Below are 13,381 nucleotides of genomic sequence, written 5' to 3'. Positions count from 1 at the left end.
GGTTCAGGCTAAGGCAGCCAGGCGCGGCAATGCGGCGCGGGCGTTGGCGGCGGTGGCTTGCGCCAGGTCGGCCAGCGGCATGCCGCGCAGTTCGGCCAGCACGGCGCCGATGCGCGGAATTTGCTGGGGCTGGTTGGTGGCAGGATGCAGCCATGCCGGAGACATGTCGGGTGCATCGGTTTCCAGCACCAGGGCGTCTAGCGGCAGCTCTGCCGCCAGGCGGCGGATCTGCAGGGCGCGGGTAAACGTCATGGCGCCGCCGAAGCCGAGCCGGAAACCCAGGCCGATGAAGGCTTGAGCTTGCTGGAAACTGCCATTGAAGGCATGCGCGATGCCGCCCGTCACCTTGATCCGGCGCAAATGCTTGAGCAGGATGTCTTGCGAGCGCCGCACATGCAGCAGCACCGGCAGGCCGAACTCACGCGCCAGCTTGAGCTGCTCGACATAGAAATGCTCTTGCTTTTCGCGCAAAGGGCCGTGGTCCATGCCGGGTACAAAGAAATCCAGGCCGATTTCGCCGATGGCGACAAAGCGCGGGTCCGCCATGGCGGCGCCGATGGCCGCGCGCAAGGCCAGCAGATCGCTGTCATCGGCGTGTTCCACATACAGAGGATGAATGCCGAGCGCATAGCTGCAGTTAGGCAGTTGCGCAGCCAGCGCCGCCACCGTCGCGAAATTGGCTCGCTCCACTGCGGGGATCACGATCCACTTGACCTGCTGCTCTGCGGCAGCTGCGGCGACCTGCGCCTGCTCGCCGCCGAATTCAGCAGCATCCAGATGGCAGTGCGTATCTATCCACATCGGGCGATCCTCGGAAATTATCAGGCGCATATCAGACATATATATCAGACACATCAGCCTGGCAGATTAATAGATTGATATCGTAGCATGGGCAAACTTGCTCTCATATAAGACTAAACATAAACATTTCTCGTTCCGCCCGTTTGCCTGATAACATGATGCAAAAAAGTATTTGTCAGAAAGCAATCTAGATGTCCAACGCAAACCAGCCGTCAACCCCGTTCGACCAACGTGAATTCCGCAACGCCCTGGGAACCTTCACCACCGGCGTCACCATCATTACTGCCTGCCAGGCCGACGGCAAGCTGGTTGGCGTCACCGCCAACAGTTTCAACTCGGTCTCGCTGGACCCGCCGCTGGTGCTGTGGAGCCTGGCCAAGTCGTCCAACAGCCTGGCGGCGTTTGAAGCTGCCGAACACTGGGCGGTGCATATCCTGTCGCACGACCAGGACCAGCTGGCCACCCATTTCAGCAAGCGCGCCCACGACAAATTCGCCGGCCTGAAGGTCGAATCCGGCATGGGCGGCGCGCCCTTGCTGGCCGGCTGCACCACCCGCATGCAATGCAAGACCGCCTACCGCTACGACGGCGGCGACCATATCATCATGGTCGGCGAGGTAATGAATTTCGAGCATTCCGATATCGCCCCGCTGGTCTACCAGCGCGGCAACTACGCCATCGCCACCCGCAAGGAACTGGCCGACGAAGCGGAAGCCTTGATCAAGGCTACCGCCGCCTCTAGCAGCTTCGACGAAAACTCGATGAGCTACCTGCTCGGCAGCGCGTATTTCCATCTGTATGGCAAGCTGCGCGAATTCGGCGCCGCCAAGGGCTTGAACGATGCCGAGTTTTTCGTGCTGAACACGCTGGCGGCGCGCGATGGCCGTAGCCTGGCGGAACTGAACCGGCTGTTCGTGTATGCCGGCCATACGCCGCTGATCAATGTGCTGGACGACATGACCGCGCGCGGCTTGCTGCAAGTCGTGGTGGATAAAGGCGAACGCAACGAACACGGCCTGTTCTACCTGACCGCCATCGGCCGCGCCCTGGCTCAGGAAATCGGCGACAGCGGCAAGCAAACTGAACTGGAGCTGCTGCACAGCCTGGGCGCGGTCGATACCATCGCCCTGCGCACCCTGCTGCGTCGCTTTATTAGCCTGACCGACGATGGCAAGCTGCCGCTGGATGAGGAATAAGCCCGTCTTTCTGCCGTGGGCCGCAATGCGCTACACTTCAGTACAACCCATCATAGATTCCGGACAGCGCCGATGAACATCCGCTTCCTCGAAACTTTCGTCTGGCTGGCCAAGCTCAAGAATTTCCGGCTGACGGCGGAAAAGCTGCACACCACGCAGGCTGCGGTATCCAGCCGCATCGCCACGTTGGAGCAGGATTTCGGCGTGCGCCTGTTCGACCGCGGCGCCCGCGAAGTGGCCTTGACCACCGACGGCAGCAAGGCGCTGGTGTACGCCGAGCGCATCGTCAAGCTGATGCGCGAAATGAAGGACGAGATGTCGGCCAAGGACCACTATTCCGGCGTGCTGCGCATAGGCGTGATTGAATCGATCGTGCACAGCTGGTTCCCGGACCTGATCGGCCGTATCCACAAGCTGTTTCCGCAGCTGGAAATCGAAATCGCCAGCGACACCACCATCCACCTGCGCGAGCAGTTCAGCAAGGGCGACCTCGACCTGGTGCTGCAGGCGGACGCGGTGATCGCGCCGAACATCCGCAATCTCAAGCTATGCGAATTCCCTATGCGCTGGGTCGGCAGCGCCAAGCTCGACATCGGCAACGAAACCCTGAGCCTGTCCGACCTGGCGGCCTTCCCGCTGGTCAGCTTCGCCCGTAATTCCGGGCCGCATACCGTGCTGGAGCAACTGTTTTCCGACAGCGAGCGCGGTTCCCTGCATATCAATTGCATTACTTCCGTCGCCACCATGATACGACTGGTCAGCGACGGCTTCGGCGTGGCGGTGGTGCCGCCGGCCATCATCCAGCGCGAGCTGAACGACGGCAGCCTGCAGCAGTTGCGGGTCGATGCCGATTTCCCGGCGCTGCAGCTGATGGCCTCGTTCCGCAACGATCCGGAGAATGCCTTGACCGAGACTATTGCCAGCATTGCACAGGAAACCGCCTCTGAATTCGCACTGAATTGGGGACCGGAGATCGCCAGGCTGCCATCGGAACCGCTGGAACTGCCATTTCCCGCTATATAAGATTGCCAGATCCATACCGACGCTATTGGTGCGCAGGCGCCCCAGTTTTGCTCATAAGATTTTCCATTCAATCCCGCTGACAATTTCTTGTTGGACAGCTGCCAGCCCCTTACGCATACTCGATTCATCCGGCAGCACTCGCAGCCGCCGGTGACGGCCGTCATAGAAACGCCGCTCCATCCTGCGCCGCCAGCGGTGCAGCAGAATCCTTTATCGGGTGACATCACATGAGCAACAACATCAACGCAGCGCCAGATTTGCTGGAAGACACTTACCGGAAAATCGCCTGGCGCCTGATTCCATTCCTGGTTTTCCTGTTCGTGCTGGCCTGGATAGACCGCGTCAATGTCGGCTTCGCCAAGCTGCAGATGCTGCAGGACCTGCAGTTCAGCGAGGCAGTCTACGGCCTGGGCGCCGGCATCTTCTTCGTCGGCTATTTCCTGTTCGAAGTGCCGAGCAACCTGCTGCTGGAAAAAATCGGCGCCCGCAAGACCCTGGCGCGCATCACCATCCTATGGGGCCTGACTTCGATGGCGATGGTGTATGTGAAAACGCCCACCATGTTTTATGTCATCCGTTTTTTCCTGGGCGTGTTCGAAGCCGGCTTCTTCCCCGGCGTGGTGTTGTACCTGACTTACTGGTTCCCGGCCGAGCGGCGCGCCCGCGTCAACGGCTTGTTCATGACCTCGTTCGCGATCGCCGGCGTGGTCGGCGGCCCGATTGCCGGTTTCATCATGAGCAGCATGGATGGCGTCGGCCATTTCGCCAACTGGCAGTGGCTGTTCCTGCTGGAAGGGATTCCCTCGGTGATCGCCGGCATCCAGGTGCTGATCTACCTGCCGGAAAAGCCGTTCAACGCCAAGTGGCTGCTGGCTGCCGAACAGCAGGCGGTGACCAAGGCGCTGGCGGCGGAAAACCATGGCAACAAACATGCTTCGCTGCGCGACGCCTGCCTCAATTCGCGGGTTTGGATCTGCGCCGCGGTGTATTTCTGCGTGGTCAGCGGCAATGCCACGATTGCCTTCTGGTCGCCGTCCATCATCAAGGAAATCGGCGTGGTCGGCAACCTGCAGATCGGTCTGATCTCAGCCATTCCTTTCCTGGCGGGCACCATCGCCATGGTATGGAACGGCATCCATTCCGACAAGAGCGGCGAGCGGCGCCTGCATTGCGCCATCGCCACGCTGGTGGCCAGCATCGGCCTGATATTGACCGGTTTCTTCCTCGGCAATGCGGTGCTGGCGCTGTGCGCCTTGACGCTGGCGGCGATCGGCATCCTGGCGGCATTCCCTGTGTTCTGGTCGATTCCGGCGGCGTTCCTGACCGGCACCGCGGCCGCCGGCGGCATTGCGCTGATCAACTCGATCGGCAACCTGGCCGGCTTTGCCGCGCCTTACATGATCGGCTCGCTGAAGACCAGCACCGGCAGTTTGTCTGCGGGCCTGTACTTTGTCGCCGGACTGGAATTCACGGCGACGGTGCTGGTCCTGCTATTCATTAAAAAAGTCCGCTAATTCTGCTGCCTTGCTTTACCGGCCGGTTTGCCGGCCGGATCCGTCACGTCCCATTTCTTTAAAGCTGGAATCATCATGCATATTTCTTTTCAGGTAGACACCGAACAAGGCTCGCGCCAACTCGATACCAACATCCACACCCTGATCGTCGCCGGCTGGGCCGGGCGCGATCACGCTGCCATCGAACACCATATCGAAGAACTGGCCGCGCTCGGCATCTCGCGCCCGAGCGCGGTGCCGCTGTATTACCGCATCGCCAGCAACCAGCTGACGCAAGCGTCGCAGGTGCAGGTGGTCGGGCCGGATTCTTCCGGCGAGGTGGAAACTTTTGTCTTCGCCGCCGGCGGCGAGCTGTATGTCAGCATCGCCTCCGACCATACCGACCGCAAGCTGGAAGCACATAGCGTGGCGCTGTCGAAACAGGCTTGCGTCAAGCCGGTGGCAAGCCACGCCTGGCGCCTGGTCGAAGTGGCCGACTATTGGGACGAGCTGGTGATCCGTTCCTATATCGAGGAAAACGGCGCCCGGCTGCTGTACCAGGAAGGCGCGCTGGCTTCGCTGCGCACGCCACAGGACCTGATCGCCGGCTACACCAACGGCGCAGCCATCCTGGCAGAAGGCAGCGGCATGACTTGCGGCACCGTGGCGGCGATCGGCGGCATCCGGCCGGCGCATTCATTTACAATGGAATTGTTCGATCCGCGCCGGCAACGCACGCTGCGCCATCAATACACGGTTGAAGTGCTGCCGGCAGTCGCCTGAATGCGGCACTGCCTTTATCCTACTTGCGAGAATGTATGACTGACACGCTCCCTACTCTGCACAGCTTATCCGAGGCCCTGCGCCAGAACGGCACCAGTTCGGCCGCGCTCACCGAAGCAGCGCTGACGCGCGCGCTGGATCCGGCCGGCGAAGGCCGCCGTGTTTTCACCGAATTGTATGCCGCCCCGGCAAGGGCAGCGGCGCAAGCCTCCGACCTGTTGCGCGCCAGCGGCCAGCCGCGTTCACCGATAGAGGGCTTGCCGATTTCGGTCAAGGATCTGTTCGATGTCGCCGGCAGCGTCACCCGCGCCGCTTCTGTAGTCTTGAATGATGCTGCGCCGGCCAGCGTCAATGCGGTAGCGGTGCAGCGCTTGCTGGCGGCGGGCGCGGTGATCGTCGGCCGCACCAACATGACTGAGTTCGCCTACTCCGGGCTCGGCATCAATCCGCACTACGGCACCCCGCGCAATCCCTGGGACCGCGCCAATGCACGGATTCCCGGTGGTTCCTCCTCCGGCGCAGCGGTTTCGGTGAGCGACGGCATGGCGGTGGCCGCCATCGGTTCCGATACCGGCGGCTCGGTGCGCATCCCGGCGGCGCTGTGCGGCCTGACCGGCTTCAAGCCGACCGCTCGCCGCGTCTCACTGGAAGGTGTGCTGCCACTATCGGCGCAACTGGATTCGCTTGGTCCGATCGCCGCCAGCGTCAGCTGCTGCGTGGTGCTCGATGCGATTCTGGCCGGTGAGCCGGTGTCGAACCTGACGCCCTTTGCGCTGCGCGGCTTGCGCCTGGCAGTGCCGACCACGCTGGTGCTGGATGCGGTCGATCAGCAGGTAGCCGCAGCGTTTGCCCGCGCGCGTGCCCGACTGCAAGCAGCCGGCGCCCTGATTGACGAAGTGGAGATTCCCGAATTTGCGGCCGCGACTGTAATCAATGCCAAAGGCGGGTTCACCGCCGCCGAAGCCTATGCCTGGCACCGTAAGCTGATCGCCGAACGCGCCGCCAGCTACGATCCGCGCGTGATTTCACGCATCCAGCGCGGCAAGGAAATCAGCGCAGCAGATCTGCTCGACCTGTTCGCGGCGCGCAAGCAATGGATCGCTGCAGTCGAACAACGCGTCGCCGGCTACGACGCCATGCTGATGCCGACCGTGCCTATCGTCGCGCCTCCGATTGCGGCGCTGGAAGGCAGCGATGAAGCCTATTTCGCCGCCAACGGCATGATCCTGCGCAATCCGGCGCTGATCAATTTCCTGGACGGCTGCGCCTTGTCGCTGCCTTGCCATGCGGCCGGTGAAGCGCCGGTAGGGTTGATGCTGGCGGGTGTTGCCGGCCAGGACAGGAAAATCCTGGAAATCGGCCTGGCGGTGGAGGCCTTGTTGCGCAACTATTAAATGAACAGAGTCATCTGGGGGCAGGAGTCATCCGGGGTCAGAGTCAACTTTCGCGGTGCTTTATCGCGAAACTTGACTCTGACCTCGCATGACGGATTCGGACAAAGATTCGGCGCACAACATGTTTTTTTCTAACTGGGAGGCATGCACTCCGTAGTGCCGCTAAGTGGGGTCAGAGTGAACTTTCTGCAAAAAGCGCGTAGAAAGTTCACTCTGACCCCAGTTAGCTGCATGGGTTAAACACGACGAAACCAGGTGACGGTTTTGTCGCTCTTGATAAAATTCTCAATGATCGACCGCCAGCCTGGCCACTTGCAGCACTTCGCCGCTGTTCGTATTCTGGACAAAGGCGACGATGCCGAAGCGGTCGGCGCGCAGGTCGGCGGCGATGCTGTCGAGCGCAATCTTTTCATGGATCTGCACCATGCCGTTCTTCAGCGCGAACGGGCCCAGCCAGCGCCGCACCACATAGTCGTGATGCAGGGTGACGCCGCCGTTCTCGCCGGCCGCCACATTCGAGACCAGTTTGTTTTCATAGACCGCGACATAGGCGTCGTGGGCATCCTTGGAATCCTGGCGCAGCTTGACGCTGGTCGCCAGGTCGAAGCTGCGCGGCGCGGTGCCGGACAGTCTGATCGCAATATCCGCCGGCGACGGCTGTGCCGTGATCTTATCGATGGCAGCATCAGACGCGCTGCCGGAACTCCAGCGCCGCAGTTCGCGGCCGCCGGCAAAGACTTCAGGGGTATACACCAGTGTAGTTTTGGCATAGCCCGCCAATTCCTGCTGGCGCGCGGTGAAACGATGATCGCCGAAGCGGTCCTTCCAGCCCAGGTTGTCCCAATAGTCGACATGCAGGGCCAGCGGCACCACCCGGTCCGGCTTGGCCTGGGCGCCGAGCCTGGACAGCCACTGGTCGGCCGGCGGGCAGCTGCTGCAGCCTTCGCTGGAATACAGCTCGACCAGCGCGACCCGGTTGGCCGGACTCTGCGCCATATAGTCGGCGGCGTGCACGCTCGCGGACAGTCCGAACGCAAGCGCGCCCAGAGCAAAAATTTTAGTAAGGTTGATAATAATAGGCACCTGAGTCTCCTGGCTGGTCATGTGAAGCTTGGTCGTAGCACGCGTCACTTCCTTACAAATCCGCCCAGCCTCAGGCCCATCCCTATGGCGCCCGATACAGATTGATCACGTCCCGGTCCACCCGCACCAGGTTCTGCCCGGCATCGACAACGAATTCCGCGCCGTTAAAAGATTGCCTGGTCAACAACAAGATGGCATCGGCGATTTCCACGGTCGGCGCGATATAACCTAGCGGCGTCGAACGGGCCGAGGAATACTCGAAATCGGCCTGGGTCTGGTCGCCGCTGGGCGTCATCAGGCCAGGATACAGCGCATTCACGCGCAGCACCGGCGCCGCCGACATGGCCAGCATCGCGGTCAGGTTGCCGAGCGCCGCCTTGGCCACGGTATAGCTGAAATCCTCCGGATGAAAATTCGCCTTCACCTTCTGGTCCACCACATTGATCACCACACCCTGCTGGCCGCGCTGCGCCGCTTGCCGGTGGAAGGCCTGGGTCAGCAGCAGCGGCGCGCGGCAGTTGACTTGCCAGGAGCGTTCCAGGTCATCCAGCGTAAAATCCGCCAGCGTGTCGGGAAAAAAAATCGCCGCGCAGTTGACCAGCACGTCGAGCCGGCCGAAGCCGGCATAGACGGTGTCGATCATCGCCGCCAATTGCGGCGGCGACTGCAGGTCGGCCTGATGGGCGACGGCAACGCCGCCGCCCGCTGCAACCGCCTGCACGGTTTGCAGCGCATCCTGCTGCGAGCCGCCGTAGTGCACCACCACGGCATAGCCGGCAGCGGCGAAGCGCTCGGCGATGCCCCGTCCGACCCGCTTGGCGGCGCCGGTGATCAGCGCCACCGGCTGCTGCGTAGCCGGCGTGCTCAATGCTTGGCGGCAGCGCCGGCGCTGCTATCCATGAATTGCGCCAGGCGCAGGTCGAGGTCGGTGACGCCGTTGGCATCGTGCGTGGTCAACAGCACTTCGACGCGGTTATATACGTTGGACCACTCTGGGTGATGATCCATTTTCTCGGCCAGCAAGGCGACCCGGGTCATGAAACCAAAGGCAGCGTTGAAATCGGCAAACTTGAAAGTCTTTTGAATCGCATCGCGGCCTTCGGCTGCGGTCCAGGTGGTCAGGGTCTGCAGGGCGGCGGCGGCGCCGATGTGGGTGGAGTGAGGCATGGGAGTATCCGTTCGTGAAAACTCCAATTCTATAACCGGAAGCGCCGGAATGAAAAAAAGATGCATTTCGGCGCTATCCGGCAGCCTTTTCGTTGCCGCCGGAATAACCACGTGCCGGACTAGAATTTGTGGCGGATACCGAAAATCAGCGCGCGCGGATCGTAACCCGGACCTGCCGCGGCAACTTCGCTGCCGTTTGCCGAGCCTACTCCAAAGCCGGCGCCGGCATCGTTGCTGACTTTGGAATATCCGGTGTACAAGGTGGTGCGCTTGGACAGGTCGTAGTCGAATACCACGCCATAGCTGCGCGAATTCGCGTTGGCGGCACTCTTGTTCTTCAGGCTGCCGTAGCTGAAATTCAGGCGACCCTGGCCAAGTGGCACATCCATCGCCAGCGACCAGAAATCGTAATTCGGAATGGCGGCGCTGCTAAGATCATTGCGCACCGTTTCCAGGATCAGATACGGTTTCAGCAGCGAGAAATCGTAGGATACCGCGGCAGCGATGTTTTTCGTGATGTTGTCCGGCGCCGCAGCGGTTTTGCGCTTGGATACGTAACTCAGCGCCGCCGCCAGCGGACCGTTGTCGTAATTGGCCTGGATATTCAGCAAATTGCCGTACGACTTGCCGGCGGCCGGCAGCGCGGTGTTTTCGCCGAGGGCGTAGAACAGCGTCATGGCGAGGCCGGCGAAAGCTGGCGATACATATTTGAGCGAATTATCCAGCCGCACATCTTCAATCGCCGGTACATAAGCCGCCGAGGCATCGCCGAAGCCCACCGCATGGGTGCTAAACTTGACATGCAGCGAATGCAGCGGCTCGTACTGCCGCCCCAGCGTGACGGTGCCGGCGGCTGAACCCAGGCCGACGAAAGCCTGGCGGCCGAACAGCAGGCCGCTCTGCGCCAAGGAACCGTTGTCGACGTTAAAACCGTTTTCCAGCATAAACAAGGCTTTCAGGCCGCCACCCAGGTCTTCGGTTCCGGTAAAGCCGATGCGGCTTTGCGCCAGGCTGCCGCTTTGCACACGGCTCACGCTGTCTTTGCCGTTGTTGGCGAATTCAATGCCGCTGTCGACAATGCCGTAGATGGTGACGTTGCTGCTTTGCGCGTGCGCGGCGCCCGCCAAGGCGGCCAAGGCAGAGAGTACGATCAGTGTTTTTTTCATGTTTTGTCTCCAGATATCTTTTATAGTCAGGTACTGCCGTTTGATGAAAATGAAACTGCCGACGCCGTCGGCCGGACTGCAAAAAGCCGGCTGGCGTAATGCTCCCCGCCTGCCGACAAACGTACGCAGGCCCATGGCGACAGCTGCGCCATGCGGGAAAACTTTGTTAATGGTGGAATGGCCGGCTTATCTCATCGCCGGCATCTCGTGCTGACGCGTGCGGCCAGGCTCACTAGTTTATTGATAGATTCTTAAATCACGACAAATCCCCCGTAGGGTGGGCACTCCGTGCCCACGCGGATGCGACGGGGCGCGGAGCCCGGAACACGTGTATCCGAACATGAATACCCGCGGCACTGCGTGGGCACGAAGTGCCCACCCTACAACATCGATTCTCCGGATGTTGGCTTGTCCTGTTTTATGAAATCCTCAATAGCTGCTCATGCTGAGCTGCCCGTGCGAGCGCAGATACAGATGCTTGAACAGCAGCGCCCCGGCGGCAACGAAAGCGGGCAGCGCCAGCAGGCTGAAGATGGCGCTCAGGCTCCAGCCGAACTGCAGCAGCTGGCCGCCGATCGCCGCGCCCAGAATGCCGCCGAGCCGGCCTATGCCCAGCATCCAGGCGACGCCCGTGGCGCGGCCCTGGGTTGGATAGAAGCCGGCAGCCAGCGCCGGCATCGAAGATTGCGCGCCGTTCATGCAGAGGCCCGCAATGAACATCAGCACGCCGAGCGTGATCGCATCGCCGGTGCCGTGGCCGATGGCGTAGACGAAGATCCCGGTCAGCACATAAGTCACCGCAATCGCCTTGTGCGCGCTCATGCGGTCCATCAGCCAGCCCACCGCCAGCGTGCCGATCACGCCGCCAAGCGGGAACAAGGCAGTGATGCTGCTGGCCTGCGACAAGGTAAATCCGGCATTCCGGATCAGGGTTGGCATCCAGCTGGTGAGCAGGTAGAAAATCAGCAAGCCCATGAAATAAGTCAGCCATAGCATCAGCGTGCCAAAGCGGTAGCGTGCCGAGAAAATCACCGCCAGCGCGGTCTTGCCTGCCAGCGCCACCAGCTCGGGTACGGTAAAGCTGGCGTCGCTGCCGACCGTCCCTGGTGCAATACGATTCAACACTGCAGCGATCTTGCGGTCCGGCCAGCTCCGCACCACCATGAAACGCGGCGATTCCGGCAGCTGCAGCAACAACAACGCCAGCAGTAGCGGCAGGCAGCCGCCGACGATAAACATGCTGTGCCAGCCATAGTGCGGAATCATCCAGGCAGCGACGAAGCCGCCCAGCGCCGAGCCCAGGGTGAAGCCGCAAAACATGGTGTTGACAATCATCGAACGGCGGCGCTGCGGCGCGTATTCCGACATCAGCGTGACCGCATTCGGCATCGCAGCCCCCAGTCCGAGGCCGGTCAGGAAACGCAGCACGGTGAGCACCTGGACCGAGCCGGCGAACGCCGACATCAGGGTCCAGAAGCCGAACAAGACGACCGACACCAGCAGCACTTTCTTGCGGCCGATGCGGTCAGCCAGCGGCCCGGCCAGCAGCGCGCCTATCGCCAGTCCGACCAGGGCGGCGCTCAGCACCGGCACCAGGGCAGCCTTTTCCACGCCCCATTCCTGGCTCAGGGCCGGCGCCAGGAAGCCGATGATGGCAGTATCGAATCCGTCGATCGCGATGATCAGGAAGCACAACGCCAGGATCAGCCACTGATAGAGGGAAAACGGCTGCTCGTCGATGAATTTCTGGACGTCGATGGTTTCCCGGGCGCTCATGCAGCGCTCCCTGGGAGAGAATGAAAGATGCAGACGGCAGCTAGCTGCCGCGGACACATGTTGCTGCGCATTGGGTTGTCTCCTGAATGCTGTATTTTTATATGAACGCCGCCGAAGCCGTGTTGATTGCGCTTTGGCGCCGCGATATTTTTGCAGCCGGTATTTTTTCGCACATCTGTTTGCGTGCTTCCGGTTTGCTGAATACTAGGGCTTGCCCAAATGCGCATCAAGACGCCGATGTTGCGCAGCAAGCGCCTATCGCACACATTGTGCGATAAGCGCCCAAATCACCATGGTTTTACAACGGCAGCCCGACATAGTTCTCTGCCAGCGCCGTGGCGGCGGCGCGCGAGCTGACCACGTATTCCAGTTCGGCGCGCTGCAGTTGCTGCTGGAATGGCGAGGCGTCGGCAAAAGTGTGCAGCATGCTGGTCATCCACCAAGAGAAGTGCTCGGCGCGCCAGACACGCTTGAGCGCCGTTTCGGTATAGCCCGCCAGCAGTTCCTGGCTGCCCTTCTTGTAGAACTGCTCGAATCCGCGCGCCAGCAGCCGCACATCCGACACCGCCAGGTTCAAGCCCTTGGCGCCGGTAGGCGGCACGATATGGGCAGCGTCGCCGGCCAGGTACAAGCGCCCGTGCTGCATCGGCGTGGAAACGAAGCTGCGCATGCCGATGATGCTTTTCTGGAAAATTTTACCTTCCTTCAGCGCCCAGCCATCTGCGCATTCCAGCCGTGTATTCAGCTCTGACCAGATGCGATCGTCCGACCAGTGCTTCACGTCGTCCTTGGGATCGCATTGGAAATACAGGCGCTGCACCGTCAGCGAACGCGTGCTGACCAGGGCAAAGCCACGCTGGTGCTGGGCATAGATCAATTCCTCGGATGAGGGCGGTGCATCCACCAGGATGCCGAACCAGCCGAAGGGATAGCTGCGCTGGAAATCCTGGCGCAGATGCTGCGGCATGCTGGGCCGCGCAATGCCATGGAAGCCGTCGCAGCCGATCACGAAATCGGCCAGCAGCCGGGCCGGCTCGCCCTGATGGGTGTAATGCACCGAAGGGCTCTCGCCCTGCAGATCATGCAAGCTGACATCGCTGACTTCAAACAGGATTTTTCCATCAGCCGCAAGACGGGCCGCGACCAAGTCCTTGATCACTTCATGCTGCGCATAAACGGTGATAGCCCGTCCGGTCAGCTCGCTCAGGTCGATGCGATGGCGGCGGCCGCCGAAAGCCAGTTCGATGCCGTGATGCACCACGCCTTCGCTCTGCATCCTGGCGCCAACGCCGCTCTCGAGCAGGATATCCATCGTGCCCTGCTCCAGCACACCGGCGCGGATAGTGGCTTCTATGTCATTGCGGCTGCGGCTTTCCAGGATTACCGAGGCGATGCCGTTCAGGTGCAACAGATGGGATAACAACAGGCCGGCCGGGCCGGCGCCTATGATCGCTACTTGGGTATGCATTCGTCTTCTCCATTTTTTTGAATATGTATAA

General features: G+C 61.3%; 12 protein-coding genes. 5 read left to right on the top strand and 7 right to left on the bottom strand.

Annotated elements, in window-relative coordinates; translation table 11 throughout:
• Nucleotides 1–3: 3 nt before the first annotated feature.
• Nucleotides 4–801 carry a TatD family hydrolase gene (locus BCF11_RS20145; RefSeq protein ID WP_098497603.1) on the bottom strand — a complete coding sequence of 266 codons (798 nt, stop codon included), beginning with the start codon at nucleotides 799–801 and terminating at the stop codon, nucleotides 4–6.
• A 191-nt stretch (nucleotides 802–992) separates the two neighbouring features.
• Between BCF11_RS20145 and BCF11_RS20140 the strand changes: the two genes are divergently transcribed.
• The 5 genes from BCF11_RS20140 to BCF11_RS20120 all read left to right on the top strand — a co-directional run bounded on the left by BCF11_RS20140 (nucleotide 993) and on the right by BCF11_RS20120 (nucleotide 6,690).
• Complete coding sequence (locus BCF11_RS20140; RefSeq protein ID WP_098496321.1) at nucleotides 993–1,997, top strand: flavin reductase; 1,005 nt, start codon at nucleotides 993–995, stop codon at nucleotides 1,995–1,997.
• 72 nt (nucleotides 1,998–2,069) lie between these two features.
• Nucleotides 2,070–3,020 carry a LysR family transcriptional regulator gene (locus tag BCF11_RS20135; RefSeq protein ID WP_098496320.1) on the top strand — a complete coding sequence of 317 codons (951 nt, stop codon included), beginning with the start codon at nucleotides 2,070–2,072 and terminating at the stop codon, nucleotides 3,018–3,020.
• Between the two features lie 227 nt (nucleotides 3,021–3,247).
• A complete protein-coding gene (locus BCF11_RS20130; RefSeq protein ID WP_098496319.1) occupies nucleotides 3,248–4,534 on the top strand; it encodes an MFS transporter in 1,287 nt (428 codons plus the stop codon).
• 75 nt (nucleotides 4,535–4,609) lie between these two features.
• Nucleotides 4,610–5,296 carry a DUF2848 domain-containing protein gene (locus BCF11_RS20125; protein ID WP_098496318.1) on the top strand — a complete coding sequence of 229 codons (687 nt, stop codon included), beginning with the start codon at nucleotides 4,610–4,612 and terminating at the stop codon, nucleotides 5,294–5,296.
• 35 nt (nucleotides 5,297–5,331) lie between these two features.
• Nucleotides 5,332–6,690, top strand: a complete 1,359-nt coding sequence (locus BCF11_RS20120; protein ID WP_098496317.1) for an amidase — start codon at nucleotides 5,332–5,334, stop codon at nucleotides 6,688–6,690.
• A gap of 285 nt (nucleotides 6,691–6,975) precedes the next feature.
• On the opposite strand, the gene BCF11_RS20115 is transcribed toward BCF11_RS20120, so the two are convergent.
• The 6 genes from BCF11_RS20115 to BCF11_RS20085 all read right to left on the bottom strand — a co-directional run bounded on the left by BCF11_RS20115 (nucleotide 6,976) and on the right by BCF11_RS20085 (nucleotide 13,350).
• The gene (locus BCF11_RS20115) at nucleotides 6,976–7,773 is read right to left on the bottom strand and encodes a thioredoxin family protein (protein WP_233212557.1); all 798 of its coding nucleotides are present in this window, start codon (nucleotides 7,771–7,773) and stop codon (nucleotides 6,976–6,978) included.
• A gap of 82 nt (nucleotides 7,774–7,855) precedes the next feature.
• Nucleotides 7,856–8,641 (bottom strand): SDR family oxidoreductase, encoded by a 786-nt coding sequence (locus tag BCF11_RS20110; protein ID WP_098496315.1) that lies wholly within the window; start codon nucleotides 8,639–8,641, stop codon nucleotides 7,856–7,858.
• On the bottom strand, nucleotides 8,638–8,940 hold the full coding sequence (locus tag BCF11_RS20105; RefSeq protein WP_098496314.1) for a 4a-hydroxytetrahydrobiopterin dehydratase: 303 nt from the start codon (nucleotides 8,938–8,940) through the stop codon (nucleotides 8,638–8,640). The genes BCF11_RS20110 and BCF11_RS20105 overlap by 4 nt, the downstream gene beginning before the upstream one ends.
• 119 nt (nucleotides 8,941–9,059) lie before the next feature.
• The gene (locus BCF11_RS20100; RefSeq protein WP_158229238.1) at nucleotides 9,060–10,106 is read right to left on the bottom strand and encodes a porin; all 1,047 of its coding nucleotides are present in this window, start codon (nucleotides 10,104–10,106) and stop codon (nucleotides 9,060–9,062) included.
• 429 nt (nucleotides 10,107–10,535) lie between these two features.
• Nucleotides 10,536–11,882: an aromatic acid/H+ symport family MFS transporter gene (locus BCF11_RS20095; protein ID WP_098496312.1), complete on the bottom strand. Its 1,347-nt coding sequence runs from the start codon at nucleotides 11,880–11,882 to the stop codon at nucleotides 10,536–10,538.
• 298 nt (nucleotides 11,883–12,180) lie between these two features.
• Complete coding sequence (locus tag BCF11_RS20085; protein WP_098496310.1) at nucleotides 12,181–13,350, bottom strand: 4-hydroxybenzoate 3-monooxygenase; 1,170 nt, start codon at nucleotides 13,348–13,350, stop codon at nucleotides 12,181–12,183.
• Between the last annotated feature and the right edge of the window lie 31 nt (nucleotides 13,351–13,381).

The sequence above is a fragment of the Collimonas sp. PA-H2 genome (assembly GCF_002564105.1).
Classification (GTDB): Bacteria; Pseudomonadota; Gammaproteobacteria; order Burkholderiales; family Burkholderiaceae_D; genus Collimonas.
Note: the sequence above shows the minus strand (reverse complement) of the source record. Positions and strands in the feature narration are given on the sequence as shown.